Origin of the sequence: Micromonospora yangpuensis, assembly GCF_900091615.1 — a bacterium.
Taxonomy (GTDB): Bacteria; Actinomycetota; Actinomycetes; order Mycobacteriales; family Micromonosporaceae; genus Micromonospora; species Micromonospora yangpuensis.
The window spans coordinates 1,730,663-1,755,427 of record NZ_FMIA01000002.1; the positions used below are offsets into that span (position 1 = coordinate 1,730,663).

General features: G+C 73.7%; 28 protein-coding genes and 1 pseudogene. 18 read left to right on the top strand and 11 right to left on the bottom strand.

Translation table 11 applies throughout. The annotated features are described in order from the left end of the window. Window positions 1–39: 39 nt before the first annotated feature. Window positions 40–1,044, bottom strand: a complete 1,005-nt coding sequence (locus GA0070617_RS08005) for an ABC transporter permease subunit (RefSeq protein WP_091435381.1) — start codon at window positions 1,042–1,044, stop codon at window positions 40–42. After that, window positions 1,041–2,039, bottom strand: a complete 999-nt coding sequence (locus GA0070617_RS08010) for an ATP-binding cassette domain-containing protein (protein WP_091435382.1) — start codon at window positions 2,037–2,039, stop codon at window positions 1,041–1,043. The genes GA0070617_RS08005 and GA0070617_RS08010 overlap by 4 nt, the downstream gene beginning before the upstream one ends. 130 nt (window positions 2,040–2,169) lie before the next feature. On the opposite strand from GA0070617_RS08010, the gene GA0070617_RS08015 reads away from it, so the two are divergent. Genes GA0070617_RS08015 through GA0070617_RS08025 form a run of 3 tightly spaced genes read left to right on the top strand, consistent with a single transcriptional unit; the run spans window position 2,170 to window position 4,341 of the window. Further along, the gene (locus GA0070617_RS08015; RefSeq protein ID WP_091435383.1) at window positions 2,170–3,012 is read left to right on the top strand and encodes an ABC transporter ATP-binding protein; all 843 of its coding nucleotides are present in this window, start codon (window positions 2,170–2,172) and stop codon (window positions 3,010–3,012) included. 2 nt (window positions 3,013–3,014) lie between these two features. Continuing rightward, on the top strand, window positions 3,015–3,911 hold the full coding sequence (locus GA0070617_RS08020; protein WP_091435384.1) for a ribokinase: 897 nt from the start codon (window positions 3,015–3,017) through the stop codon (window positions 3,909–3,911). 22 nt (window positions 3,912–3,933) lie between these two features. Continuing rightward, complete coding sequence (locus tag GA0070617_RS08025; protein WP_091435385.1) at window positions 3,934–4,341, top strand: YccF domain-containing protein; 408 nt, start codon at window positions 3,934–3,936, stop codon at window positions 4,339–4,341. Between the two features lie 59 nt (window positions 4,342–4,400). Here GA0070617_RS08025 and GA0070617_RS08030 read toward each other — a convergent pair whose 3' ends face one another. From GA0070617_RS08030 to GA0070617_RS08040, 3 genes are all read right to left on the bottom strand, one after another. After that, complete coding sequence (locus tag GA0070617_RS08030) at window positions 4,401–5,255, bottom strand: hypothetical protein (protein ID WP_091435386.1); 855 nt, start codon at window positions 5,253–5,255, stop codon at window positions 4,401–4,403. A gap of 46 nt (window positions 5,256–5,301) precedes the next feature. After that, window positions 5,302–5,781, bottom strand: a complete 480-nt coding sequence (locus GA0070617_RS08035) for a DUF6232 family protein (protein ID WP_091435387.1) — start codon at window positions 5,779–5,781, stop codon at window positions 5,302–5,304. A 62-nt stretch (window positions 5,782–5,843) separates the two neighbouring features. After that, window positions 5,844–6,311, bottom strand: coding sequence for a DUF6232 family protein (locus tag GA0070617_RS08040; RefSeq protein ID WP_091435388.1), 468 nt, complete (start codon window positions 6,309–6,311; stop codon window positions 5,844–5,846). A 96-nt stretch (window positions 6,312–6,407) separates the two neighbouring features. Here GA0070617_RS08040 and GA0070617_RS08045 point away from each other — a divergent pair, with 96 nt between their 5' ends. The 4 genes from GA0070617_RS08045 to GA0070617_RS08060 all read left to right on the top strand — a co-directional run bounded on the left by GA0070617_RS08045 (window position 6,408) and on the right by GA0070617_RS08060 (window position 10,799). Then, window positions 6,408–7,181, top strand: a complete 774-nt coding sequence (locus GA0070617_RS08045) for an enoyl-CoA hydratase-related protein (RefSeq protein WP_091435389.1) — start codon at window positions 6,408–6,410, stop codon at window positions 7,179–7,181. 74 nt (window positions 7,182–7,255) lie between these two features. Next, entirely contained in the window at window positions 7,256–8,878 is a 1,623-nt protein-coding gene (locus GA0070617_RS08050) for an acetolactate synthase (RefSeq protein WP_091435390.1), read from the top strand. Between the two features lie 146 nt (window positions 8,879–9,024). Beyond that, entirely contained in the window at window positions 9,025–9,993 is a 969-nt protein-coding gene (locus GA0070617_RS08055; protein WP_091435391.1) for an ATP-binding cassette domain-containing protein, read from the top strand. Further along, complete coding sequence (locus tag GA0070617_RS08060; RefSeq protein WP_091435392.1) at window positions 9,990–10,799, top strand: ABC transporter permease; 810 nt, start codon at window positions 9,990–9,992, stop codon at window positions 10,797–10,799. Before GA0070617_RS08055 ends, GA0070617_RS08060 begins: the two co-directional genes overlap by 4 nt. Before the next feature lie 298 nt (window positions 10,800–11,097). Here the strand turns inward: GA0070617_RS08060 and GA0070617_RS31385 are convergent. The 3 genes and pseudogenes from GA0070617_RS31385 to GA0070617_RS08075 form a co-directional block, all read right to left on the bottom strand. Next, window positions 11,098–11,418, bottom strand: a pseudogene (locus tag GA0070617_RS31385) (PLD nuclease N-terminal domain-containing protein); the annotation flags it as partial. Window positions 11,419–11,448: 30 nt separating this feature from the next. Next, a complete protein-coding gene (locus tag GA0070617_RS08070) occupies window positions 11,449–11,763 on the bottom strand; it encodes a DUF202 domain-containing protein (RefSeq protein ID WP_091435394.1) in 315 nt (104 codons plus the stop codon). Between the two features lie 2 nt (window positions 11,764–11,765). After that, window positions 11,766–12,113, bottom strand: coding sequence for a YidH family protein (locus tag GA0070617_RS08075; protein ID WP_373868304.1), 348 nt, complete (start codon window positions 12,111–12,113; stop codon window positions 11,766–11,768). Between the two features lie 81 nt (window positions 12,114–12,194). Between GA0070617_RS08075 and GA0070617_RS08080 the strand changes: the two genes are divergently transcribed. From GA0070617_RS08080 to GA0070617_RS08095, 4 genes are all read left to right on the top strand, one after another. Beyond that, on the top strand, window positions 12,195–12,992 hold the full coding sequence (locus tag GA0070617_RS08080; RefSeq protein WP_091435396.1) for a GNAT family N-acetyltransferase: 798 nt from the start codon (window positions 12,195–12,197) through the stop codon (window positions 12,990–12,992). Between the two features lie 2 nt (window positions 12,993–12,994). Further along, entirely contained in the window at window positions 12,995–13,399 is a 405-nt protein-coding gene (locus tag GA0070617_RS08085) for a hypothetical protein (protein ID WP_091435397.1), read from the top strand. Between the two features lie 202 nt (window positions 13,400–13,601). Then, the gene (locus GA0070617_RS08090; RefSeq protein WP_091435398.1) at window positions 13,602–14,381 is read left to right on the top strand and encodes an electron transfer flavoprotein subunit beta/FixA family protein; all 780 of its coding nucleotides are present in this window, start codon (window positions 13,602–13,604) and stop codon (window positions 14,379–14,381) included. A gap of 11 nt (window positions 14,382–14,392) precedes the next feature. Next, entirely contained in the window at window positions 14,393–15,352 is a 960-nt protein-coding gene (locus tag GA0070617_RS08095; protein WP_091435399.1) for an electron transfer flavoprotein subunit alpha/FixB family protein, read from the top strand. A gap of 247 nt (window positions 15,353–15,599) precedes the next feature. Here the strand turns inward: GA0070617_RS08095 and GA0070617_RS08100 are convergent, their stop codons facing one another. Together GA0070617_RS08100 and GA0070617_RS08105 are read right to left on the bottom strand one after the other, a co-directional pair. Next, window positions 15,600–16,400, bottom strand: a complete 801-nt coding sequence (locus GA0070617_RS08100) for an anti-sigma factor (RefSeq protein ID WP_091435400.1) — start codon at window positions 16,398–16,400, stop codon at window positions 15,600–15,602. Continuing rightward, the gene (locus GA0070617_RS08105; protein WP_091435401.1) at window positions 16,354–16,956 is read right to left on the bottom strand and encodes an RNA polymerase sigma factor; all 603 of its coding nucleotides are present in this window, start codon (window positions 16,954–16,956) and stop codon (window positions 16,354–16,356) included. The genes GA0070617_RS08100 and GA0070617_RS08105 overlap by 47 nt, the downstream gene beginning before the upstream one ends. 232 nt (window positions 16,957–17,188) lie before the next feature. Between GA0070617_RS08105 and GA0070617_RS08110 the strand changes: the two genes are divergently transcribed. The 7 genes from GA0070617_RS08110 to GA0070617_RS08140 all read left to right on the top strand — a co-directional run bounded on the left by GA0070617_RS08110 (window position 17,189) and on the right by GA0070617_RS08140 (window position 24,140). Continuing rightward, window positions 17,189–18,016: a DUF4397 domain-containing protein gene (locus GA0070617_RS08110; RefSeq protein WP_091435402.1), complete on the top strand. Its 828-nt coding sequence runs from the start codon at window positions 17,189–17,191 to the stop codon at window positions 18,014–18,016. Continuing rightward, the gene (locus tag GA0070617_RS08115; RefSeq protein WP_091435403.1) at window positions 18,013–18,678 is read left to right on the top strand and encodes a class F sortase; all 666 of its coding nucleotides are present in this window, start codon (window positions 18,013–18,015) and stop codon (window positions 18,676–18,678) included. Before GA0070617_RS08110 ends, GA0070617_RS08115 begins: the two co-directional genes overlap by 4 nt. Window positions 18,679–18,801: 123 nt before the next feature. Continuing rightward, window positions 18,802–19,980: a cysteine desulfurase family protein gene (locus GA0070617_RS08120; protein ID WP_091435404.1), complete on the top strand. Its 1,179-nt coding sequence runs from the start codon at window positions 18,802–18,804 to the stop codon at window positions 19,978–19,980. A gap of 164 nt (window positions 19,981–20,144) precedes the next feature. After that, window positions 20,145–21,218, top strand: a complete 1,074-nt coding sequence (mnmA, locus tag GA0070617_RS08125; RefSeq protein WP_091435405.1) for a tRNA 2-thiouridine(34) synthase MnmA — start codon at window positions 20,145–20,147, stop codon at window positions 21,216–21,218. A 210-nt stretch (window positions 21,219–21,428) separates the two neighbouring features. Beyond that, window positions 21,429–22,436: a uroporphyrinogen decarboxylase/cobalamine-independent methonine synthase family protein gene (locus GA0070617_RS08130; RefSeq protein ID WP_091435406.1), complete on the top strand. Its 1,008-nt coding sequence runs from the start codon at window positions 21,429–21,431 to the stop codon at window positions 22,434–22,436. 165 nt (window positions 22,437–22,601) lie between these two features. Continuing rightward, window positions 22,602–22,970 (top strand): VOC family protein, encoded by a 369-nt coding sequence (locus GA0070617_RS08135; RefSeq protein ID WP_175440468.1) that lies wholly within the window; start codon window positions 22,602–22,604, stop codon window positions 22,968–22,970. Between the two features lie 168 nt (window positions 22,971–23,138). Continuing rightward, on the top strand, window positions 23,139–24,140 hold the full coding sequence (locus GA0070617_RS08140; RefSeq protein ID WP_268239617.1) for an ADP-ribosylglycohydrolase family protein: 1,002 nt from the start codon (window positions 23,139–23,141) through the stop codon (window positions 24,138–24,140). Window positions 24,141–24,206: 66 nt separating this feature from the next. Here GA0070617_RS08140 and GA0070617_RS08145 read toward each other — a convergent pair whose 3' ends face one another. Continuing rightward, window positions 24,207–24,725, bottom strand: a complete 519-nt coding sequence (locus tag GA0070617_RS08145) for a type II toxin-antitoxin system PemK/MazF family toxin (protein WP_091435408.1) — start codon at window positions 24,723–24,725, stop codon at window positions 24,207–24,209. Between the last annotated feature and the right edge of the window lie 40 nt (window positions 24,726–24,765).

Sequence of the window (24,765 nt, forward strand, 5' to 3'; positions counted from 1 at the left end):
GGCTCCGCCGCGCTCAGATCAGGGCCCGGCTTCCGCCGTTCAGATCAGGTCCCGGCGGCGGAAGGCGGCGAACGCGGCCAGGCAGAGCCCACCGGTCAGCCCGAGCAGCACCACCAGCGCCGTGCGGGCCGTCAGCACGAACTCGCCGGTGCAGCCGTCCGGGCCGCAGACCATCTCGCCCCAGAACGCGTACCGGCCGGTCAACCAGGCGATGAGGTGGCTGGAGAGCATCCACCTGTCGACCTGACGGACGTCCACCAGCTCCATCACCAGCCGGGCGCCCAGCTCCCACACCACCGCGTACGCCGCCACCGTGCCCAGCGCCGCCGCGGTGTGCCGCCCCAGGGTGGCCAGCGCGAAGCCCAGGACGGTGGCCAGCAGCACCAGCACCAGCCCCCGGCCGTGCCGGGTGGCCAGCGACTGCCAGAACTCCCCGTCGAGGTTGCCCGGCAGCCCGGCGGACTGACCGATCAACCAGAACGTGCCGAGATAACCGGCCGAGGCGACCAGCGACAGCAGCAGGACCGCGCCGAGCAGGGTGCCGAGCTTGGCGGTGAGCACCGTCAACCGGCGGGGCCGCCACAGCAGCAGGTTGACCACCCCACCGGAGTTCAGGTCGGCCCCGATGTACGAGGCGCCGACCAGGAAACCGAACAGCACCAGGAAGGCGACGAGGAAGTACAGCAGTCCCCGGGCCTCGTCGGCGAAGGTGAACACACCGCTGAGATGGTCCGCGGCGACCGGCAACCGGTCCCGCTGGCCCGGGTCGAGCACCGAACACTCGGCGGGGTAGTCCTCCGGCTCCTCGCCGGGCAGGGTCGCGCCGCGTCGTACCGCGACGCAGCGCTCGTACTCCAGCTCCATGGCCCGGATCTCCTGCGCGGCCTGCGTGCGGGCCTCCTGCACCTCGGCGTCACTCGGGCGGTGCGAGCTGATCACGGTGGTCGTCGCGGTCACCCCGAAGGCGAGCACCAACAGCACGATCATGAGCTGGACGAAGCGGCGGGAGGCCAGCCGCTCCAGCTCGGCACGGACGAGGTTCACGCGTCGACCTCCGTGGCCGGGTGGGTGGGCGTACCGAGGTCGATCACGGGTTCACCGGGGTGCTGCCGGGGCAGCAGCGGATCCGTCGGGGCCCCGGTCAGCTCCAGGAAGGCGCTCTCCAGGTCGGGGCGGAGCGGGGTCAGCTCACGTACCCAGACGCCCTGCTCGCCGAGGGTCCGGGCGATCAGTTCCGGGTCCGCCACCGCGCCGACGACCAGGTGGTCCGGGTACGTCTCGACGGCCAGGCCGGCGCCGCGCAGCAGCTCGGCGGCCCGGTCCGGCTCGGCCACCCCGACCCGGATCTCGTGCCGGTCGAAGCCGGCCAGCACGTCGTCCACCCGCCCGGCCGCCACCTGACGGCCGTCGGAGATGATCGTGACGTGGTCGCAGATCAGTTGGATCTCGGCGAGGATGTGGCTGGAGATCAGCACGGTCACCCCGGTCGCGGCCAGGGACCGGGTCAGGTCCCGCATCTCCCGGATGCCCGCCGGGTCCAGCCCGTTGGCCGGCTCGTCGAGGATCAGCAGCTCCGGATCCTTGAGCAGGGCCGACGCCACGGCGAGTCGCTGCCGCATGCCGAGCGAGTAGCCCCGGACCCGTTCGTGGCCGCGTTCACGCAGGCCCACCAGGTCCAGCGCCTCGTCCACCCGGCTGGTCGGCACCCCGCCGGCCAGAGCGAGCAGCCGCAGCGTGCGGTGCGCGGTGAAGTTGCCGAAGAACTGTGGGCTCTCCACGATCGCACCGACCCGACCGGCCACCCGGGGCAGGTCGTACGGGGCCCGCGCGCCGAGCACGGACATCTGCCCGCCGTCGGCGCGGACCAGGCCGAGCAACGCCCGTAACGTGGTGGTCTTGCCGGACCCGTTCGGCCCGAGGAACCCGTGGATCTGCCCCGGCTCGACCCGCAGGTCGAAGCCGTCGACCGCGATCCGCCGACCGTGCCGCAGACTGCGGAACGTCTTGCGCAGGCCGGAGATCTCGATGACCGGGCTCATCCGGGCAGCCCGCTGCTCCGTGACGACATGGACCGTCCTCCGGTTGTGGTGATCAATGACACGGCGCTCCAGACTAGGGCCGCCGCCTTGCCCGTGGGGGGCGACCCGGCGGGCGTGATTGGATGGGCGGGTGCACACTGACCTGATCTCCGGCGCCGGTGGTGCCGCATCCGCATCGTCGTCCGTGGACGCCGACCTGGTGGTCAGCCTCGATGGTGTCGGGGTACGCCGCTCCGGCACCGCGCTGCTGCACGACGTGGACTGGCGGGTCGAGCTGGACGAGCGCTGGGTGGTGCTCGGGCCCAACGGCGCGGGCAAGACCACCCTGCTCAACCTGGCCGGCGGCCGGCTCTACCCGACCACCGGCACCGCCCACGTGCTCGGTGAGCGGATCGGCCGCACCGACCTCAACGAGCTGCGGACCCGGATCGGGCTGAGCACCGCCGCGCTGGCCGAGCGGGTGCCGGCCGAGGAGCGGGTGAGCGACGTGGTGGTCACCGCCGCCTGGTCGGTGGTCGGCCGCTGGCGGGAGGAGTACGACACCGGCGACGAGCGGCGGGCCCGGGCCCTGCTGGAGCAGCTCGGCGTGGGCTCGCTGGCCGACCGGGCGTACGGCACCCTCTCCGAGGGCGAGCGCAAGCGGGTGCAGATCGCCCGGGCGTTGATGACCGACCCGGAGCTGCTGCTGCTCGACGAGCCGGCCGCCGGGCTCGACCTGGGTGGTCGCGAGGACCTGGTGGCCCGCCTGGCCGAGCTGGCCCAGGACCCGGACGCGCCCGCGCTGGTGCTGGTCACCCACCACGTGGAGGAGATCCCGCCGGGCTTCACCCACGCGCTGCTGCTGCGCGACGGCCAGGTGGTCGCCCAGGGGCTGCTCGACCAGACGCTCACCGCTGACAACCTGTCGAAGACCTTCGGCCTGCCGCTGACCGTGGACCGGCACGGCGCCCGCTTCGCCGCCCGCGCCGCCTGACCGTGGAGCAGCCCAGGGTTGCCGTCGTGGGCAGCGCCAACATGGACCTGGTGGCCACCGCGCCCAGCCTGCCCCGGCCCGGCGAGACGGTGCTCGGCGACGACTTCGTGATGGTGCCCGGCGGCAAGGGCGCCAACCAGGCGGTGGCCGCGGTACGCGCCGGCGCGTCCTGTGCCTTCCTCGGCGCGATCGGCTCCGACGCCTTCGGGGTGACCCTGCGCGCCCGGATCGCCGCCGCCGGGGTGGACACCAGCCACCTGCGGGTGGTGTACGGGGCCTCCGGCGTAGCCCTGATCATGGTCGGCGCCGACGGGGAGAACGCGATCCTGGTCACCCCCGGCGCCAACGGCGCGTTCACCGGGCTCACCGAGGGGGAGCTGACCTGCGTACGCCAGGCCGATGTCCTGGTCGCGCAGCTGGAGATCCCGGTGGCGACGGTGACCGAGGCGGCGCTGGCCGCCCGGGAGGCCGGCACCCGGGTGGTGCTGAACGCGGCGCCGGCCCGGTCGGTGCCGCCGGAGCTGCTCGACGCGGTCGACCTGCTGGTGGTCAACGAGACCGAGGCGCAGCTGCTGACCGGCCGCGCAGGCGACCCGTACGCCCTGCTGGAGCTGGTGCCCCGCGCGGTGCTCACGCTCAGCGGCCGGGGCGCCTGGTACGGCGACCGGGACGGGCTGGCCGTGCACGTCCCGGCGGTACGCGTCGACGTGGTCGACTCCACCGCGGCCGGGGACGCCTTCACCGGTGCGCTGGCGGTGGCCTGGGGTGAGGGGCGAGAGATCGTCGACGCGGTCCGCTGGGCGGCGGCGGCCGGTGCGGCCTGCGTACGCCGGCTCGGCGCGTCGGTGGCGCTGCCCCGGCGGGCCGAGATCGACGAGCTGTACGCCTCGTCCGGTTGATCCCACCGGGCACCATTGGGGCATGCGTTTCCTGCTGAACGTCCTCTGGTTGATCTTCGGCGGCGGCCTGGTGCTGGCGATCGGATACGGTGTCGCCGCCCTGGTGTGCTTCCTCCTGGTGGTGACGATCCCGTTCGGGGTGGCCTCGCTCCGGCTGGCCGTGTACTCGCTCTGGCCCTTCGGCCGGACCCTGGTCCCGAAGCCGGGCGTCGGGCTCGGCTCGGGGCTGGGCAACGTGCTCTGGGTGGTGCTGGCCGGCTGGTGGCTGGCGCTGAGCCACGTGGTGGCCGGGGTGACGCTCTGCCTGACCATCATCGGCATCCCGTTCGGGGTGGCCAACTTCAAGCTGGTGCCGGCCGCCTTCTGGCCGCTCGGCCGGGAGGTGGTCGAGGTCGACGACCTGCGCCGCCCCGGCGTCGCCCCGGCCTGACCGCCCCGCCCCGGTGTGACCGCGCCTGACCGCCCGCCCCGGGCCGGCGGTCGGCCGGCTCAGCGGGCGTTGTCGTCGGTGAGCCGTTCGCCCCGCCGCCGCAGCATCCCCAGGCCGGGGACGCCGGCCACGGCGAGCTTGAGGTCGCGGGTCACGTCGAGCAGCTCGTGCAGGTCCGGACCGACCCGGTCGAGGGTGGCCAGGATGGGCAGGATGTCCGCCGTGAGGTGCTCCTTGAGCTTGGGCAACTCGTCGACCAGGCGGATCGCGGCGGTCACCTCCTCGTGGCTGAGCTGCTCGACGAAGCGGCCCGCCATCGGGGCGGCCCGCCGCAGCGTCGCCTCGTAGGCGGCGAGGAGTTCGGCGGCGGTCGACGCGGCGTCCCGGGCGGTGGCGACCGTGCCGGCCGCCGACCCGGCCACCGTCTGCGCCTCGGCCACCACCGTGCCGGCGGCCGAGGCCACCCCGTCGGCCCGACTCACCACGCCACCGGCGGCCGAGGCCACCTCGTCGGCGCGGTCCACCACGGTCCGGGCCCGGGTGGACACCTGCTCGGCCTGCGCCACCACCACGGCCGCGGCGGCCGAGACCCGCTCCGCCTCGCCGACCACCACCGCCGCCGCGGTGGCGACCGTGGTGGCGTTCTGGATCGCGGTGGTCGCCGCGGCGCTGATCACCGCCACCTCGCGCACCGCTGTCTCGGCGTCGTCGAGCACCCGGTCGGTGCGTTCCAGGGTCTGCTCGATCCGGTCCACCACCCCGTTGATCCGGGTCAGCAGCGCGTCCACGCCGTCGAGCACCGCGAAGGCGCGGGTCGGCACGGCGGCGAGGGACGCGGCCGAACCGAGCGCCTGGTCGACGGCGGAGCGGGTGAGGCCGACCATCGCGGCCGGCCGGGGAAGGGGGATCGCCATGACACCCAGTGTGCGCCGGGCCGGCCGGTCCGGCCCACCCGGCGGGTCACCGTTCTCCCCGCTGCTCGATGGCGCGCTGCACGGCCCGGTAGATCTGCCCGAACCGCAGCGCGTCGGGGGTGCGCAACAGCATCACCTCCCGGCCCAGGTGCTGCACCCACAGCTCCTGCACCTGGTTGCCGCGCTCGTAGGAGCGGTCGAGCCAGCTCAGCGGCAGCTCCAGGAAGGGGGTCAGGGCCAGGGCACCGACCGCGAAGGTGGCCAGGATGATCAACACCGTGGTCCAGTTGCCCCGGTCCTGTGCCGACCAGAGCAGGGAGACCACGCAGACCAGCGCGACCAGTGGTGGTAACGACAGGAGCAGGACCAGCACGCCCCGGCCGAGCACCCGGCCCCGGACGGCGAGGGTCTTGCGCCCCCGCGCGTGCCAGACGTACGTCACCTCGTCGATCGGGACGGCCAGGCCACCGGACCGGATCGACTCGGAGGTCACCTGCACCGCGTCGTCCCGGTAATAGAGGGTCATCACTAAGCCTAACCACTGCCGGGCGAATCCGCCGCCCGGCGAGCGGTCCGACCGTCGACACCTCAGGGGCGCGGGGCCGGCTGCTGCTCCACCGCCCGTTGCACGGCCCGGTAGATCTGCCCGAAGCGCAACGCGTCCGGGGTGGTCAGCAGCCGTACCGGGGTGCCCCGCCAGCGGACCCACAGCTCGCGCTCCCGGCTGCCGCGCGCGTAGGAGCGGTCCAGGTACTCGAAGAGGAAGTCGGCGAGCGGGCCGACGCCGAGGCCGACCAGGGTGGCCGCACCGACGATGGCGACGGTGACGGTCGGGGAGCGGTCCAGCCAGAGCGCCAACGCGATGCCGAGCAGCGCGGCGACCAGCGGAGCGGCCAGCGCCGCGCCGAGCGCGCCCCGGCCGGCCAGCACCCGCCAGGACCGACTGCCCTGCCGGTGCCACACCGCGCTGATCTCGGCCAACGGGAAGGTCCGCTCGTGCACCCGGATCGCGGTGGTGGTGACCCGGACGCCCCGGTCGTCGTAGTACGTGGTCATCGCATCTCCGCAGGCTGGGGCTGACACCACACTACGTCTGCAACGATCCGGGCCGTAAGGTTGGCACGACTTCGACGAGGAAGCGAGAGGTGCGGCGTGGGCGAGTTCGTGCGGCTGGAGACCAGGGACGGCATCGGCACCATCCGGTTGGACCGGCCGCCGATGAACGCGCTGAACACTCAGGTCCAGGAGGAGTTGCGGGCCGCCGCCACGGCGGCCACCGCCGATCCCGGGGTCCGCGCCGTCATCGTGTACGGCGGGGAGAAGGTCTTCGCCGCCGGCGCGGACATCAAGGAGATGGCCGACATGTCCTACGTGGACATGGCCGGTCGGGCGGCCGACCTCTCCAGCGCCCTCGGCGCGATCGCCCGGATCCCCAAGCCGGTGGTCGCGGCGATCACCGGGTACGCCCTCGGTGGCGGTTGTGAGCTGGCCCTGGCCTGCGACTGGCGGGTGGTGGCCGCCGACGCCAAGCTCGGCCAGCCGGAGATCAGGCTCGGTGTCATCCCGGGTGCCGGCGGCACCCAGCGGCTGGCCCGCCTGGTCGGCCCGGCCCGGGCCAAGGATCTGATCATGTCGGGTCGGATGGTCGACGCCGAGGAGGCGCTGCGGATCGGTCTGGCCGACCGGGTCGCCCCGGCGGCCGAGGTGTACGCGACCGCCGTCGAGCTGGTCACGCCGTACCTGAGCGGTCCGGTGCAGGCCCTGCGGGCGGCGAAGCTGGCGGTCGACGGCGGCCTGGACATGGACCTCACCTCCGGCCTGGCCTGGGAGAGCCAGCTCTTCGCCGCGCTGTTCGCCACCGACGACCGGCGGGAGGGCATGGCGGCCTTCGTCGAGAAACGCCGGCCGGACTTCACCGGCCGCTGACCCGGGCGGTTCACATTCCGCTTACCGGCCAGTAACGTGGGACTCCGGTCGGGGCTGACGGAGAGGGAGCGGCGATGGCGGAGCGGATCGAGGGGCACGGCGGGGAGTTGGCGCTCGCGGCGCTGCGCGCGTACGGCGTACGCGAGATGTTCACCCTCTCCGGCGGGCACGTCTTCCCGCTCTACGACGCCGCGCACGGGTCCGACTTCCCCATCTACGACGTCCGCCACGAGCAGACCGCGGTCTTCGCCGCCGAGGCGGTGGCCAAGCTGCAGCGCCGCCCCGGCCTGGCCGTGCTCACCGCCGGCCCGGGCGTCACCAACGGCATCTCCGGGCTGACCAGCGCCTACTTCAACGCCTCTCCGGTGCTGGTGCTCGGGGGCAGGGCACCGGCGTTCCGCTGGGGCTCGGGCAGCCTGCAGGAGATGGACCACCTGCCGCTGGTCGCCCCGGTCACCAAGCACGCCGAGACGGTGTTCGGCACCGACGACATCCCCCGGGCGGTCTCCGCCGCGCTGACCGCCGCGCTCACCCCGCACCGGGGCCCGGTCTTCCTGGACTTCCCGCTGGAGACGATCTTCTCGGTGGCCGACGCCGACGCCCCGCAGGCCGCCCCGATCGTCCCGGTCGAGGCCGACCCGGCGGAGGTCACCCGGGCGGTCGAGCTGCTCGCCGGTGCCAGCCGTCCGGTCATCGTCGCCGGCTCCGACGTCTGGGGCGGCGACGCGGTCGAGGCGCTGCGCGCCGCCGCCGAGGCGTTGCGGGTGCCCGTCTTCACCAACGGCATGGGCCGGGGGGCGCTGCCGCCCGGCCACCCGCTCGCCTTCGCCAAGGCCCGCCGGGTCGCCCTCGGCGGCGCCGACGTGGTGGCCGTGGTCGGCACCCCGCTGGACTTCCGGCTCGGCTTCGGCGACTTCGGCGACGCGCAGGTGGTGCACGTGGTCGACGCCCCCAGCCAGCGGGCCACCCACCTGCAGCCGGCCGCCAGCCCCGCCGGGGACCTGCGGCTGATCCTCACCGCCTTCGCCGACCACCGGGGCGACCGGGTCGACCACACCGACTGGATCGCCACCCTGCGCGACGCCGAGGAGGCGGCCCGGGCCCGCGACGCCGAGGCGATGGCCGCCGAGACCGACCCGATCCGGCCGGCCCGGATCTACGGGGAGCTGCGTCGGGTCCTCGACCCCGACGCGATCACCATCGGCGACGGCGGCGACTTCGTCTCGTACGCCGGCAAGTACCTGGAGCCGGCACAGCCCGGCAGCTGGCTCGACCCCGGCCCGTACGGCTGCCTCGGCACCGGCCTGGGATATGCGATGGGGGCCCGGGTCAGCCACCCCGACCGGCAGATCTGCGTGTTGATGGGCGACGGCGCGGCCGGCTTCTCGTTGATGGACGTCGAGTCGTTGGCCCGCCAACGGCTCCCGGTGGTGATCGTGGTCGGCAACAACGGCATCTGGGGTCTGGAGAAGCACCCCATGCGGGCCATGTACGGCTACGACGTCGCCGCCGACCTGCAACCCGAGCTGCGCTACGACCGGGTGGTCGAGGCGCTCGGCGGGGCCGGGGAGACGGTGGCCAAGGCGGCCGACCTGGCACCGGCCCTGGACCGGGCCTTCGCCGCCGGGGTGCCGTACCTGGTGAACGTGCTCACCGATCCGGCGGACGCGTACCCCCGCTCGTCGAACCTGGCCTGAGCCGTCCCGGTCCGGCCGCACATCGGCCGCTACCTGCGAAAATCAGCGGAATTCGCGCGTCTCCTGTCGTATTGTCGGCCGCGCGTCGTTGGTCTGTCGTACCCGTGGTGCAGGGTGTGACGACCATACGAAGGACAGGAGCTGCGATGGAGTACGCAATCCGGGCAGAGGGGCTGGTACGCCGCTTCGGCGCCACCACCGCCCTCGCCGGGGTCGATCTGGCGGTCCCCACCGGGACCGTCTTCGGGCTGCTCGGCCCGAACGGGGCGGGCAAGACCACCGCCGTACGGGTGCTCACCACCCTGCTGCGCGCCGACGAGGGCCACGCCACCGTGGGCGGCTTCGACGTGCGGCGCGACGCCCACCAGGTGCGGCAGATCATCGGCTTGACCGGGCAGTACGCCTCGGTCGACGAGACCCTCACCGGCAGCGAGAACCTGCTGCTCATCGGCCGGCTGCTCGGGATGGGCCGGGCGGATGCCAAGGCCCGCGCGCGGCAGTTGCTGGCCGACTTCCACCTCTCCGACGCCGGGGAACGGCCCGCCAAGACCTACTCCGGTGGCATGCGTCGCCGCCTCGACCTGGCCGCGAGCCTGGTCGGGCGCCCGCAGGTGCTCTTCCTCGACGAGCCGACCACCGGGCTCGACCCACGCAGCCGCACCGAGCTGTGGGACATCGTGCGTGACCTGGTCGGCTCCGGCGTCACGGTGCTGCTCACCACGCAGTACCTCGAGGAGGCTGACCAGCTGGCCAGCGAGATCGCCGTGGTCGACCACGGGCGGGTCATCGCCCAGGGCACCCCGGAGCAGCTCAAATCCAAGACCGGCGGGCAGACGCTGGCCATCCGGCCGGTCGACCCGGCGGACGTGCCGAGGGTGGTGGCCGTCGCGGGGGCGGCCGCCGGCAGCACCGCGGAGGTCGTGCAGCAGACCGTCAGCGTGCCGGTCAACGACCCCGGGGTGCTGCCCACCGTCGTGCGTCAGCTCGACGAGGCCGGGGTCCCGGTCGCCGAGCTCTCGCTGCGCGGCGCCAGCCTGGACGAGGTCTTCCTCTCCCTGACCGGCCACCCGGCCGAGCAGGCCACCCCGACCGACCTGGAAGGAGCGCCGGCATGACCGCCGTCAGTGTCCCCGCGCCGGTGGCACCCCCGCGCCGGTCGAGCCCGTTCGCCGGGGTGGGTCACACCATGACCCTGGCCTGGCGCAGCCTGGTGCAGATCAAGCACAACCCGATGGAGCTGCTCGACCTGAGCATCCAACCGGTGATGTTCGTGCTGCTCTTCACCTACGTCTTCGGCGGGGCGATCTCCGGCTCGCCGGGCGACTACCTGATGTTCGCGCTGCCCGGCATCGTCGTGCAGAACGCCCTCTTCGCCACCATGACCACCGGGTTCGGGCTCAACCACGACCTGACCAAAGGGGTCTTCGACCGGCTGCGGGCGCTGCCGATCGCCCGCTGGGCGCCGCTGGCCGGGCGGATCCTGGCCGACACCGTGAAGCAGGCCTGGGCGTTGACGCTGCTGCTGGGCGTCGGCATGGTCCTCGGGTTCCGACTGGGCAACGGGCTGCTCGGGCTGCTCGGCGCGTTCGCCCTGCTGCTGACCTTCTCGCTGGCCGCGGCGTGGATCTCGGTACTGGTCGGGGTGCTGGTCAGCGAGCCGGAGAAGGTGCAGATCTTCGGCTTCACGGTGATCTTCCCGCTCACCTTCACCAGCAACGCGTTCGTGCCGACCGAGACCATGCCGGGCTGGTTGCAGGCCTGGGTGCAGGTCAACCCGGTGACCATCCTCGCCGACGCGCTGCGCGGGCTCCTGGTCGGCGGTCCGGTCGCCGGCCCGGTCTTCCAGTCGTTGATCTGGGCCGCGGTCCTGGCCGCCGTCTTCGCCCCGCTGGCCGTACGGGCGCTGCGCCGCCGGGTGTGACCCCGGCCGTAGCCCCGACCCCGCGTCGCCGGGTTACCCCGACCCCGCGCCGCCGGGGATGAGCCCGGCCGCCGCCTCGGCCCCAGCACTGGAGCCGAGGCGGCGGTCCCGGTCACCTGGGCTCCGGGCGGTCCTCCTCGCCCTCGCGGCTGTGCAGGCCGCCCTCGGGCAGGTCGTCGTCGCGGCGCTGGCGATCCTCCGGTTCGTCGGTGGCTCCGGCCGCCGGTCGGTGGCGTTCGCCGGTCGGCCCCGCGGCGGGTCGGGACCGACCCGGCTCCGTCGCCGGCCCGGCCTGGTCGCGCAGGTCCTCCTCCAGCCGACGGAAGAGGTCGTGGTCCTGCTTGGCCGCCCGTTCGGCGATGGCGCGCAGGAACTCCGGGTCGTCGTCGGGCGCGGCCGGTCCCCGGGCCGGCCGGGTGCCGATCGGGGTGACCGGCCTCGGGCGCCCGGCGAGGAACCAGGCGATCCACCCCAACAGGGGCACGAGCAGGATGACGGCCACCCAGGCGGGTCGGGGCATCGCCCGCACCGTGCCCTTCTCCGCCGACAGGCAGCTGATCAACGCGAGGGCGGCGCAGACGACCTGGACGAAGAAGAGGAGGATGAACAGCCGGACCATGGCCCCATCATGACTCACCCTCGCCGTGACTCACCACAGCTCCCGCAGCACCAGCAGGATGCCGGCCAGGGCGATACCGACCACGCTGAGTGCGGCAAGCGGCAACGAGCGTCCGCCGGTGGCCGTCGTGCCGGTGCCGGTGCCGCGCCGCCAGCAGATCCGCAGGGCCACCGCCCAGCCGAGCAGCACGGCACCACCGAGCAGCGCGCCGGTCACGTCTCCGGTCAGGGCCAGCCGGACCGCCAGCACCGTCACCACGGTCACGGTGAGCGCGGTCCGCCGCCAGGCCAGCCGGGTCCGTTCGGGCTGCAGCCCCGGGTCCCGGTGCGGTCGGTGGTCGGTCACCGCTACCCGAGCGCCCCGGCCAGCACCGCCAGCACCAGCAGCACCGCGCCGAGCCCGACCACCAGCGCGAGGATCGCCGGGAACCGGGAGGCGGGCAGCTCCTCGCCCAACCGGATGGCCCGTTCGGTACGCGCCCAGTGGTCCACCGCCCGTACCGCCACCGCCGCGCCGATCAGCAACAGCACGATGGCGATCGTCTCGCGCAGGTGCCGCAGCGGCAGGGGCGGCAGGAACTGGGCCACGGCGAGCCCGCCGCCGACCAGCGCCAGCCCGGTCCGCAGCCAGGCCAGGAAGGTCCGTTCGTTGGCCAACGAGAAGCGGTAGTCGGGGGTGCTGCCCACCGCCCGCATGTCCTGCGGGTCGAACCACTGCCTGATCGTCTGCCACACGAGCAGTGATTATCCGCTTTGTCCGCGACATAGATTGGGTGGGTGACCGATCTTGACGCAACGACGCTGCGGACCGCGTACGACAACCAGATCCGACCGGAGATCCCCGACCCGGCGCCGGCCGGGGTGACGGTGGAGCGGGACGGTCCGCTGGTGCGGGTGCTCGGGCTGGACCAGCGGGGTTTCCTCACCTACCGGGACCTCGGTGGTCTGGCCGGCACGGAGCTGGACGAGCTGATCGCGCGGCAGGTGGAGATCTTCCGCCGGCGGGGTGAGGCGGTCGAGTGGAAGCTCAACGCGCACGACGAGCCGGCCGACCTGGCCGACCGGCTGCGGGCCGCCGGCTTCGTCCCCGAGGACGAGGAGACCGTCGTGATCAGCCCGGTCGCCCCGCTGGCGGGCGCCATGCCGGTCCTGCCCGAGGGGGTACGCCTGCGCGAGGTGACCGGCCGGGACGACCTGGAGCGGATCGCGGCGATGGAGCGGGTGGTCTGGCAGGCCGACCGGGACCACCTGGTGACCGGCCTGGCGAAGGAGATCGCCGCCGACCCGCAGTCGATCACGGTAGTGGTGGCCGAGGCGGCCGACGAGGTGGTCAGCGCGGGTTGGGTGCGGTACCCGGCCGGCACCGGTTTCGCCACCCTGTGGGGCGGCTCGACCCTGCCGCAGTGGCGTCGCCGGGGCATCTACCGGGCGCTGGTGGTGCACCGGGCCCGGCTGGCCGGGCAACGGGACCGGACGTTGTTGCAGGTGGACGCCTCCCCGCAGAGCCGGCCGATCCTGGAGCGGCTCGGCTTCGTCCCGGTCACCACCACCACGCCGTACGTCTACACTCCGTGATCATGGAGCGGTTGACGGAGGACGAGCAGCTCACCCTCAGGACCGGCGCGTTCGGCGCGGTGTTCCTGGTGTCCAACGCCGACCCTGGCGTGTTCGCCATGGTCCGGGAGAGTTTCGCCGCCTCGGGGGTGATGTCGGGGGCCAGTGGCCTGGTCAAGGAGGTGTTGGCCAACGGTCCGCTGCCCCGGTTGCCCCGGGACTCGACCCTGGAGGTCGAGTCGGTGGTGCTGCCGGCGCTGGGCCGGGCGATGGCGATCCTGCGGGACAAGGCCCCCGGCGAGGCGCAGAACTACCGGTCCGTGGTGCTGACCGCCGCCGACGAGGTGGCGCGGGCGCACAAGGGGGTGTCCCCGGCCGAGGCCGAGGCGATCGACCGGATCAGGCAGGCGCTGGCCGCCCCGGCCTGACCGCCGGCTGGGTGAGCTGTGTCACTCCGCCTCGCCCCGACCCGTGATGCTACTGGCAGGTAACCTTGCGGCGTGGGTAATCGCACTGCATCGGGCGGTTGACCGGCCGGCAACAAACGCGCGAGGCTGCGCCCGTGACCAGGCGAGCAACGCCTGACCGGGCGAGGAATCGCACCACCTACAGGAGGGTCGTCGAAGCGCGATGAACATCGTCGTACTCGTCAAGCAGGTGCCCGACTCGGGCGCGGACCGCAACCTGCGCAGTGACGACAACACCCTAGACCGCGGTTCGGCGAACAACGTCATCAACGAGATGGACGAGTACGCCATCGAGGAAGCGCTGAAGATCAAGGAAGCGCACGGTGGTGAGGTCACCATCCTGACCATGGGCCCGGACCGGGCGACCGAGTCGATCCGCAAGGCGCTCTCGATGGGCCCGGACGCCGCCGTGCACGTCGTCGACGACGCCCTGCACGGCTCCTGCGCCGTGGCCACCTCCAAGGTGCTCGCCGCGGCCCTGGGGCAGCTCAACGCCGACCTGGTGCTCTGCGGTGCAGAGTCGACCGACGGCCGGGTGCAGGTCCTGCCGCACATGCTCGCCGAGCGCCTCGGGATCGCCGCGCTGACCGGCGCGCGCAAGCTCACCGTCGACGGCGCCACGCTTACCGTCGAGCGGCAGACCGAGGAGGGCTACGAGGTGGTCACCGCCGCGACCCCGGCCGTGGTCTCCGTCTGGGACACCATCAACGAGCCGCGCTACCCGTCCTTCAAGGGCATCATGGCCGCCAAGAAGAAGCCGGTACGGACGCTCTCCCTGGGTGATCTCGGGGTGGCTCCGGACGAGGTGGGCCTGGCCGGGGCGACCAGCGCCGTTCTGGAGCACACCAGGCGTCCGGCGCGGTCCGGCGGTGCCAAGATCACCGACGAGGGCGAGGGCGGCGTCAAGCTGGTCGAGTTCCTCGCCACCGAGAAGTTCGTGTGAGGGGTCAGGACATGTCTGAGGTTCTCGTCGTCGTCGAAGCCACCCGTGAGTTCGGCGTCAAGAAGGTCACCCTGGAGATGCTCACCCTCGCCCGCGAGCTGGGCACGCCCAGCGCGGTGGTGCTCGGTGGACCCGGTGCGGCCGAGGCGCTCAGCGCCACCCTCGGCGAGTACGGCGCGGAGAAGATCTACGCCGCCGAGAGCGCGGAGATCGACGGCTACCTGGTCGCGCCGAAGGCCACCGTGCTTGCCGAACTGGTCCAGCGGGTGCAGCCGGCCGCCGTGCTGCTCGCCTCCGCCCAGGAGGGCAAGGAGATCGCCGCCCGACTGGCGGTCAAGCTGGACAACGGCATCCTGACCGACGTGGTCGGGCTGGCCGCCGACGGCACCGCCACCCAGGTCGTCTTCGCCGGTGCCACCATCGTCAAGGCCAAGGTCACCAAGGGCCTGCCGCTGGTGACCGTCCGACCGAACTCGGTGAACCCGGCTCCGGCGCCGGCCACCCCCACCGTCGAGCAGCTCACCGTCGCCGTCACCGACACCGACAAGCTGGCCCGGGTGGTCGACCGGGTCGCCGAGCAGAAGGGTTCGCGGCCGGAGCTGACCGAGGCCTCGGTGGTCGTCTCCGGTGGTCGGGGCGTCGGCAACGCCGACAACTTCAAGTTGGTCGAGGAGTTGGCCGACCTGCTGGGTGGGGCCGTCGGCGCCTCCCGGGCGGCGGTCGACTCCGGTTTCTACCCGCACCAGTTCCAGGTGGGTCAGACCGGCAAGACGGTCTCGCCGCAGCTCTACGTGGCGCTGGGCATCTCCGGTGCGATCCAGCACCGGGCCGGCATGCAGACCTCGAAGACCATCGTCGCGGTCAACAAGGACGGCGAGGCGCCGATCTTCGAGTTGGCCGACTTCGGGGTGGTCGGTGACCTGTTCAAGATCCTCCCGCAGGCCGCCGAGGAGATCCGCAAGCGCAAGTGACCTGCCCGTGCCGCGTGCCGGCGGGGATCTCCATCTCCCCGCCGGCACGCCGCACGTCGCTCTCACCGGCAAACCCCGCGGTGGACACCCGCCGTTCTGTTCGAACGGCGAGTGTCCACGTTCCACACCCCTCTCCGAGTACGCAGCGAGGGGCGTCACGGTGTTGGTCCCGCCGGTAGGGGAGGGAACGGGGCCGGGTCGGACGGGGAGCTGATCGACGGGCCGGGGAGCTGATCCGGCCCGCCGATCAGCCCGTCAGGGTGCCCCGCAACAGGCTGTCGCCGGAGTGGGCGGGGTCGTTGTCGAACTGCTCGGCCGAGACGTCGACGACGTTGTACGCCCGCAGGTCGACCTTTGCCGGCAACGGTAGCAGTACGTCCGAGCCGGCACCGAGAACGCCGACCGAGAACATCTCGCCGTTGACAGGGTTGATCAGCCAGACCTCGTAGTACCCCGGAACCTCGGGAAGATTCGCCACGTGCAGGTGGAGTCGACCGTCGTCGAGCACCCGCGCCTCGCCCCGGGCCTCCGGCGGCGTCGGGCCGTACGCGCTCAACGGCGCACTGGCCAGGACGACCTGCTCCTGCGCGGGCTCGGTGGAGCGCACCACGGCGAGGGTGCCGACCACGCCCAGCACGGCGGCGGCCGTGGCGGTCGCCGCGGTCAGCGCCCACCGGGTGAGTCGCCTACGGCGCCGGTCGACCTGGTGCCGTCGTGACGTCGGTGCCGTCTGCTGGCCGCCTCGGACCGCGGTCAGCGACGGCAGCTCCCGGGCCTCTGCCCGCGACGGCAGCTCCCGCGCCTCCGTCGGCGACGACAGTTCCTGTGCGGCCTCGATCTCGGCGCGGATGCCCTGCCAGAGGTGCTCCGGCGGGGCGGGCAGGTCCCGCAGCGGCTGCGTGGCGGTGGCCAGCCCGGCGACGTGCCGCAGGGTCTCCAGCTCACCGCGACAGTGCGCGCAGGTGTCGAGATGGGTGGCTTCACCCTGGTCCGACCCGCTCTCACCGAGCGCCAGGAAGACCAGCCGGTCGTGCTCCAGGTGCGGCACCGTCCACCTCCCATCTGCGTTTCAAGCTCGCCATGCCCCGTCGGATGTGACTCTTCACCGTGCCCAGTGGCACCCCGGTCACCGTCGCTATCTGCTGGTGGGTCAGATCGTCGAAGAAGGCCAGTTCGAGCATCCGACGCTGGTCCTCCGGGAGCCGGGCCAGCTCGTCGGCGACCACCAGCCGGTCGACCACGGTCTCCGGGTCCGGCCTGGTCGGGGCCGGATCGGGCAGCTGCCGGACGGTCTCCACCACCCGGTTCTCCCGCGCGGCGACCCGCAGCCGGTCCACCACCTTGCGCCGGCCGATGCCGAGCAGCCAGCCGATCAGCGACCCGCGCGCCGGGTCGAAGGTGTCCCGGGCCAGCCAGGCCGCGACGAAGGTCGCCTGGGTCACGTCCTCGGCGTCCGCGCGATTGGCCAGGGTGCTGGTGGCCAGATGGAACACGGCGCGGCCGTACCGGTCGTACGCCTGCCGCAGGGCGTTCTCGTCACCGGCGCGGAACCGGACCGCGAGGTCGTCCTCGGGCGGGTCGGATGCCTGCCGTACCACTGTCACCGGGCGGTTCGCCTTCCATGGGGCATGCCCGACTGTAGCGCCCACAGTCTTCGCCCCATTCTCCGACTCGGGTCCTGTCCTGCCTGCTCTTTCGTGCTGGAGGGCCGGTACGGATGCACCGGCGGAAAAGAAAAGAATTCGGATTCCATCCGCATCCGTCGCCACGGCAGCCGGCGTAACCCGTTCTGCAACCCGGGGGAGACGAACCCCCACGAAGCACTAGGAGGCAGACATGTCGTATTCGTCCGTCCGGCGGATCGCCGCGGGGAGCGCCGCCGCACTGACCTTCGCCGGGATCGCCGCGTTCACCGCCACCCCCGCCTACGCGGCCTCGGCCAAGGTCTCCGTGGTCCACGGCATCCCGGACACCCCGGTCGACGTCTACGTCAACGGCGAGAAGACGCTGGAGAACTTCAAGCCGGGCGACGTGGCCGGGCCGCTGGACCTGGCCGAGGGGGCGTACGACATCGCCCTGACCAAGCCGGGCGAGCCGATCGGCAGCGCGATCCTCAGCGTCGACGACGCCGAGGTGCCGGGCGGGGCGAACATCAGCATCGCGGCCCACCTCAACGCCGAGGGCGAGCCGAAGATCACCCCGTTCGTCAACGACACCGGCCGGGTCGACGCGGGCAAGGCGCGGCTGGTCGTCCGGCACACCGCTGCCGCCCCGGCGGTCGACGTACGGGCGGGTGGCCAGCCGGTCTTCGAGAACCTGACCAACCCGAACGAGGCCAAGGGTGACGTCGACGCCGGGACCGTCAACGCCGACGTGGTCCTCGCCGGCACCGACACCGTCGCGATCGGCCCGGCGGACCTCAACCTGGCCGAGGGCACCGCGACGATCGTCTACGCGATCGGCTCCGCCGAGGGCGAGAACCTGAGCATCGTGTCGCAGACCATCACCGGCCTGCACTCCGCCCCGTCCGGCGTGCCCAGCGGCACCGGTGGCCAGGCCGCCACCGGTCTCGGCACGGCCTGGTACGTGCTGGCCGGCGCGGGCACGCTGCTGCTGATCGGTGGGGGAGCGCGGCTGGCCACCGCCCGGCCGGCCCGGCGGTGACGGTCCGCGACCGCGGCGCGCTGGCGGCCCTCGCCGCCGGCGCTGCCGCGCTCACCGCCGCCACGGTGGTGGCCTGCGGCTCCGGTCCGACCGAGCCGGTCGGCGCGGACGAGGCCGCCCGGCTGGCCACCGCCACCCCGAGCGCCGAGACCAGCGGCAGCGGCGCCCCGTCGGTCCCGGTCACCCGGGGCGACCTGCCCACCACCGACCGGGCCGTCCCACCGGTACGGCTGCGGATCCCGGCGATCGAGGTCACCGCGACCGTCGACGCGGTCGGCATCAACCCCCGGACGAACGAGTTCGAGGTGCCGCCGAGCGTCGACGAGATCGGCTGGTACCGCTTCGGCCCGGGGCTGGAGGCCGACCAGGGCTCGATCGTGGTCGCCGGCCACGTCGACAGCGCCGACCAGGGCCGGGGTGCCTTCTTCCGGCTGCGGGAGCTGGACCGGGACGACACCGTCACCGTCACCGGCGACGACGGGCGGGAACGCCGGTACCGGGTGGTGGCCCGGGAGGAGTACGCCAAGACGAAGATCCCGCTGGACCGGTACTTCGCCCGCGACGGAGCACCCCGGCTGACCCTGATCACCTGTGGTGGCCCGTTCGACGCCGAGACCCGCCGGTACCGGGACAACATCGTGGTCACCGCCGTACCGGCCTGACCCCGGTCCGGCCCGCCGGTTCCCCCGGTCCGCCGGTTCCCCCGGCCCGCCACAGCCCCGGCGGGCCGGGGGAACCGGACGCGCGGGGCAGCCGGCCCACTCCGCTGGTTAGGCTGAACCCTGATGGCATACCTGGATCACGCGGCGACCACTCCGATGCTCGACGAGGCACTGGAGGCGTACGTCGCCACCGCCCGCGAGGTCGGCAACGCGTCGTCGCTGCACGCGGCGGGCCGCCATGCCCGTCGGCGGGTGGAGGAGTCGCGGGAACGGGTGGCCGCCGTACTGGGTGCCCGACCCTCTGAGGTGATCTTCACCGGCGGCGGTACCGAGAGCGACAACCTCGCGGTGAAGGGCATCTTCTGGGCCCGCCGGGCGGCCGCCCCGGGCCGGCACCGGGTGGTCTGCAGCGCGATCGAGCACCACGCGGTCCTCGACGCGGTCGACTGGTTGGTCGAGCACGAGGGCGCCGAGGTCAGTTGGCTGCCGGTCGACGGCGGCGGGCGGCTCGACCCGGAGCGGCTACGGGCCGAACTGGCCGGCCACGGCGAGCGGGTGGCCCTGGTGACCGCGATGTGGGCCAACAACGAGGTAGGCACGGTCCAGCGGGTGACCGAGCTGGCCGCGATCGCCGCCGAACACGCGGTGCCGGTGCACACCGACGCCGTCCAGGCGATCGGTCAGGTGCCTGTCGACTTCGCCGCCAGCGGGGTCGCCGCGTTGACCGTCACCGGGCACAAGCTCGGCGGGCCGATCGGCGTCGGTGCCCTGCTGCTGGGCCGGGACGTCGCGGCCACCCCGCTGCTGCACGGCGGCGGCCAGGAACGCGACGTACGCTCCGGCACCCTGGACACCCCCGGCATCGTGGCCTTCGCGGTGGCCGTGGAGACCGCGGTCAAGACCCAACAGGAGTACGCCGCCCGCGTCGCCGCCCTCCGCGACGACCTGGTCGCCCGGGTCCGTCAGGCGGTGCCGGACGTGATCTTCAACGGCGCGGCCACCGACCGGCTGCCCGGCAACGCGCACTTCTCCTTCCCCGGCTGCGAGGGCGACGCCCTGTTGCTGCTGCTCGATGCCCAGGGCATCGGCTGCTCGACCGGCTCGGCCTGCTCCGCCGGGGTGGCCCAGCCCTCGCACGTGCTGCTCGCAATGGGCGCCGACGACGACCGGGCCCGTTCCTCGCTGCGGTTCAGCCTCGGCCACACCTCCACCGCCGCCGACGTCGACGCCCTGGTCACCGCGCTGCCGGCGGCCGTGGAACGGGCCCGGCGGGCGGCCGCGCTGGGCTCCGCCCCGCGCTGACCGTCGGTCGGTGTGGTGGGCCGACCCGCCCGCTGACCGCCGTCCGGCGGAGCGTTTGGTCCACCCGCACCCCGCTGACCACCGTGACGGTGCGGTTGTCCCCCCGCCGGATGCCGTCCGGGCGGGGCGGTGGCTAGGGTTGGTGGGGAAGGGAGCGTGGGCTGGTGAGGGTTCTGGCGGCGATGTCGGGCGGGGTGGACTCCGCCGTGGCGGCGGCGCGGGCGGTCGAGGCCGGGCACGACGTGACCGGGGTGCACCTGGCGCTGGCCCGTAACCCGCAGACCTACCGCACCGGGGCGCGTGGTTGCTGCACCCTGGAGGACTCCCGGGACGCCCGCCGGGCGGCAGACGTGATCGGCATCCCGTTCTACGTGTGGGACATGGCCGACCGCTTCCACGCCGACGTGGTGGACGACTTCGTCGCCGAGTACGCGGCGGGGCGTACCCCGAATCCCTGCCTGCGCTGCAACGAGAAGATCAAGTTCGCCGCGGTGCTGGACCGGGCGGTGGCCCTGGGCTTCGACGCGGTGGTCACCGGCCACCACGCCCGGCTCGGCGCCGACGGCCTCCTGCGCCGCAGCGTCGACCTGGCCAAGGACCAGTCGTACGTGCTGGCGGTGCTCACCCGGGCGCAGCTGGACCGGTCGGTCTTCCCGCTCGGCGACTCGACCAAGGCGCAGGTCCGGGCGGAGGCGACCGACCGCGGCCTGGCGGTCGCCGACAAGCCGGACTCGCACGACATCTGCTTCATCGCCGACGGCGACACCAGGGGCTTCCTGGCCGACCGGCTGGGTGAGGCCCCCGGCGACGTGGTCGACGCGCTGACCGGTGCGGTCGTCGGCAGCCACCAGGGTGCCTACGCGTACACCGTCGGGCAGCGCCGGGGCCTGCACCTGGACCGGCCCGCCGTGGACGGCCGGCCCCGCTACGTGCTCTCCATCACCCCCACGACCAACACGGTGACCGTCGGCCCCGCCGAGGCGCTGGAGGTGGCCACGGTGCACGCCACCCGCGCGGTGTGGACGGGCACCGGGACACCGACCGGGCCGGTCGAGTGCGAGGTGCAGCTGCGGGCGCACGGCGACGTGGTCCCGGCCACGGTCGTGCCGAGCGGCGACGGCCTCCGGGCCGACCTGCGCCGGCCGCTGCGCGGGGTCGCCGCCGGCCAGGCGATCGTGGCGTACCGCCCGGACCCGGCCGGCGACGTGGTGCTCGGCTCGGCCACCATCTCCGGCTGACCTGTGGGCCGGTTCGCCAGCGGACCTGTTCCGTAGGTTCGGCGGCGGCCCCGGTCGGGCCGGTTCGGCGGCGGCCCTGTTCCGCCGGTGCGGGCGGCCGGCCCTGTTCCGTAGGTTCGGGCGGCGGACTCGGTTCGGGCGGCGGGCCTGCTCCGTCGGTGCGGCGGCAGCGCCGGCCGGGTGGCCGGGGTGAGCGGTTACCCTTCGGCGGTGACTGACCAGACCTGGCCCTGGCCGACCGGCGCGGCGACCGGGATCGGCTCACTTCCCGGCACCGACATCGCCGAGGCGCAGCGGATCGTCCTCGGCGAGCTGCCCGTCCTGCCGCACCTGCCCGAGCTGCCCGCCCGTGGTCCGGGCGCGGACCTGGTCGGGCGCACCGGCGGCCTGCTGGTCGAGCTGCCGGTGGAGCTGTACGCGGCCCGCTGGCGGATCGCCCCGCGCCCCGGGCGGGACCTGCGCCGCGCCCGGGACCTGATGGAACGCGACCTCGACCAGCTCGCCGAGCAGGCCGACGGCTACACCGGGCCGGTCAAGGTGCAGGTAGGTGGCCCGTTCACCATGGCGGCGGCGCTGGAGCTGCCGATCGGCGGGCGGCTGCTGCGCGACCCGGGCGCGGTACGCGACCTCACCGACTCCCTCGCCGAGGGGCTGCGCGGACACGTCGCGGCGCTCACCCGTCGGCTGCCCGGTGCCGCGGTCCTGCTGCAACTCGACGAGCCGTCGCTGCCGACGGTGCTCGCCGGCCGGGTGCCCACCGAGAGCGGGCTGGGTGCGTACCGGCCGGTGCCGGGGCCGGACGCGGCCGCTGCCCTGCGGACGGTGATCGAGGCGGCCGGGGTGCCGACCGTGGTGCACTGCTGCGCCCCCGACGTACCGCTGGAGGTGATCCGCTCGGCCGGCGCGGTAGGCGTAGCGCTCGACCTCGGCCTGCTCACCGAGCTGGACCCGCTCGGCGAGGCGATCGACGCCGGGCTCGGCCTGCTGGCCGGCGCGATCGCCACGAGCCCACCGTCGGCCGGCCCCGCACCGACCTCCGCCCAGGTCGCCGACCGGGTACGCCAGGTCTGGGACCGGCTGGGCTTCCCCCGCAGCCGGTTGGCCCGCCAGGTGGTGGTCACCCCGGCCTGCGGCCTGGCCGGCGCTACCGACGGCTACGTCCGGGCGGCCCTGGCCGCCTGCCGCGACGCCGCCCGCCGCCTAGCCGACGAGGTGTAAGGAAGGGCCCCCTGTTAACGCATACGGTCGAGAAGGGTCCCCTTCTTGCATCTAGAAGCGTGGCGGCAGCGCGCGGGGCGGGGCTGCGCGCGGGCGGGGCTGCGCGCGGGGCGGGGTGGCCGCGGGGCGGGTTTGGTGTCGTACCGGTGGGGCAGGATGAGGCGCATGGTGGGACAACTACGTACCGTCGTGATCGATTGTCCGGACCCTCGCGACCTGGCGGGTTTCTACGCCGAGTTGCTGGGCCTGCCGCTGAACGAGGAGCAGTCCGACGGCAACGACTGGGTGGTGCTCGGAGGACCGCCCGGCCAGCAGCCCCGGCTCGCCTTCCAACGGGCACCCGATCTGCGTCCGCCGGCCTGGCCCGACCCGGAGCGGCCCCAGCAGTTCCATCTCGACGTGACCGTCGAGGACATCGAGACCGCCGAGCAGGCGGCCCTGAAGCTCGGTGCCCGGCGGCTGCCCGGTGAGGGGGAGGGCTTCCGGGTCTACGCCGATCCGGCGGGCCACCCGTTCTGTCTCTGCTGGGACTGACCACCCGGGCCGGACCAGGCAGGCCGGCCGGACTGGCCCAGGCCGGTCTGGTCCAGCCCGGTCGGACCGGGTTGGGCTGGTCGGACCGGGTCGGGCTGGTCGGCCTGGGTTGGGCTGGTCGGGCTGGGCTGGGCCGGCGGGGTTGCGACGGCCCGGCATCATGGCGCTGTGATCGACTCCTCGCTCCGGCGGGCCAGCGGCTCGCTGTACGGTCTGGCCTACGGTGACGCCCTGGGGCGGCCGACCGAGTTCCTGACCGTCGCCGAGATCCACCGCCGGTACGGTCCGACCGGCCCCCGCGAGCTGGTCGGCGAGCCGGCCTTGGTCACCGACGACACCCAGATGGCGTTGGCGGTGGCCCAGGCCGTGCGCGAGGCGTCCGTGCCGACGCCCGAGGTCGTCGAGCCGTTGCTGCGGCGTCGGTTCCTGGCCTGGGCGGTCAGCCCGGAGAACAACCGTGCCCCGGGCATGACCTGCCTGCGCGCCTGCGCCGAGCTGGCCCGGGGGACCCGCTGGCAGGAGGCGACCCAGGCTGGCTCGAAGGGCTGCGGCGCGAACATGCGGGTGACCCCGATCGGTCTGCTCGACGTCGACCTGACCACCCTCGCCGGTCTGGCCCAGTTGCAGGCGGGGCTGACCCACGGCCATCCGACCGGCCTGGCGGCCAGCGAGCTGACCGCGTACGCGGTGCGGTTGGCACGCGAGGGCGCGGCCCTGGCCGACCTGCCGGAGCTGTTGCTGGAGCGGGCCGACCGGCAGCGGCACACCTACCACGGCGACTGGCTCGGTGACCTGTGGCAGCGCCCCGGAGTGGACTCCGCGCGGGAGTTCATCGCCCGGGGCTGGGACGAGTGCCGGCGGGCGTTGCAGCGGCTGGTGACCGCCCTGGGTCGGCCGGACGACGGTGGTGACCCCTGTCGGCACACCGGTGAGGGTTGGGTGGCCGAGGAGGCGTTGGCGACCGCGTTGTACTGCGCGATCCGGCATGCCGACGATCCGGTCGCCGCGCTGGCCCGGGGGGCCACCACCGCCGGTGACTCGGACTCGATCGCCGCGCTGGCCGGGGCATTCCTGGGGGCCGCCGTGGGGATGGCCGCCTGGCCCGCCGGCTGGGCCGGGCGGATCGAGTACGCCGACCAGCTGCGCACCCTCGGCGCGGCCTGGGACTGACCGCCGGCCGACCCACGGCGACCAGCGGGTCCGACCGGGCCGGGCGCCGGCCCGCTCCGGGCCAGTTCAGCGCAGGTGGGGCAGGGTACGGATCCGGCGCCACAGCTGCTGGTCGCAGGTGCCCGCCCGGTTCTCGAAGGCCACCAGGTCGACCTGGATCGGGTCGCCGAGGTCCAGGAAGCTGTCCCGCTCGGCATCGGGGTCCCAGTCGCCGGTGGGGATCGGTACGTGGTCGTCCCGGTGGCTCTTGTCCTGACTGGTGATCTTGAGCACCTCGGCGTGCCGGCGCTCCACCCGCAGCACCAGGCAGGGGCGGACCTTCGAGCCGTCCCCGTCGGCGTACGGCACGTCGGCCCACCAGATCTCCCCGCTGCGGGGCGTACCGGCCGGGGCCCGGTCACCGGTGCGGGGGCGGGGCGGGCTGCCGGGGCGGGTGCGTGGACGTTTCGGTGCGCCGGTCCGCCGGTCGGCGCCGTCCGGCCGGGTGCGGGGCCGTCCGCCCGGCCGGTTGCGCCAGCTGTCCCAGGCCCAGCCGGCCACGACGGCGAGCAGGATCAGCGCCGCCCACGGCAACCACTCGGGCATCCGTACCTCGATTCTCGCTGTCGTCGACTCCGCCGGCGCT

What these genes read in the sequence shown, in the direction of transcription:
- GA0070617_RS08060 (WP_091435392.1), top strand. Translation starts at nt 9,990, where the DNA reads ATGACCGCCGTCAGTGTCCCCGCGCCGGTGGCACCCCCGCGCCGGTCG.
- GA0070617_RS08035 (WP_091435387.1), bottom strand. Translation starts at nt 5,781, where the DNA reads ATGACCCTCTATTACCGGGACGACGCGGTGCAGGTGACCTCCGAGTCG.
- GA0070617_RS08095 (WP_091435399.1), top strand. Translation starts at nt 14,393, where the DNA reads ATGTCTGAGGTTCTCGTCGTCGTCGAAGCCACCCGTGAGTTCGGCGTC.
- GA0070617_RS08145 (WP_091435408.1), bottom strand. Translation starts at nt 24,725, where the DNA reads ATGCCCGAGTGGTTGCCGTGGGCGGCGCTGATCCTGCTCGCCGTCGTG.
- GA0070617_RS08110 (WP_091435402.1), top strand. Translation starts at nt 17,189, where the DNA reads ATGTCGTATTCGTCCGTCCGGCGGATCGCCGCGGGGAGCGCCGCCGCA.
- GA0070617_RS08055 (WP_091435391.1), top strand. Translation starts at nt 9,025, where the DNA reads ATGGAGTACGCAATCCGGGCAGAGGGGCTGGTACGCCGCTTCGGCGCC.
- GA0070617_RS08120 (WP_091435404.1), top strand. Translation starts at nt 18,802, where the DNA reads ATGGCATACCTGGATCACGCGGCGACCACTCCGATGCTCGACGAGGCA.
- GA0070617_RS08075 (WP_373868304.1), bottom strand. Translation starts at nt 12,113, where the DNA reads ATGCGGGCGGTGGGCAGCACCCCCGACTACCGCTTCTCGTTGGCCAAC.
- GA0070617_RS08040 (WP_091435388.1), bottom strand. Translation starts at nt 6,311, where the DNA reads ATGACCACGTACTACGACGACCGGGGCGTCCGGGTCACCACCACCGCG.
- GA0070617_RS08085 (WP_091435397.1), top strand. Translation starts at nt 12,995, where the DNA reads ATGGAGCGGTTGACGGAGGACGAGCAGCTCACCCTCAGGACCGGCGCG.
- GA0070617_RS08090 (WP_091435398.1), top strand. Translation starts at nt 13,602, where the DNA reads ATGAACATCGTCGTACTCGTCAAGCAGGTGCCCGACTCGGGCGCGGAC.
- GA0070617_RS08025 (WP_091435385.1), top strand. Translation starts at nt 3,934, where the DNA reads ATGCGTTTCCTGCTGAACGTCCTCTGGTTGATCTTCGGCGGCGGCCTG.
- GA0070617_RS08050 (WP_091435390.1), top strand. Translation starts at nt 7,256, where the DNA reads ATGGCGGAGCGGATCGAGGGGCACGGCGGGGAGTTGGCGCTCGCGGCG.
- GA0070617_RS08135 (WP_175440468.1), top strand. Translation starts at nt 22,602, where the DNA reads ATGGTGGGACAACTACGTACCGTCGTGATCGATTGTCCGGACCCTCGC.
- GA0070617_RS08030 (WP_091435386.1), bottom strand. Translation starts at nt 5,255, where the DNA reads ATGGCGATCCCCCTTCCCCGGCCGGCCGCGATGGTCGGCCTCACCCGC.
- GA0070617_RS08010 (WP_091435382.1), bottom strand. Translation starts at nt 2,039, where the DNA reads ATGAGCCCGGTCATCGAGATCTCCGGCCTGCGCAAGACGTTCCGCAGT.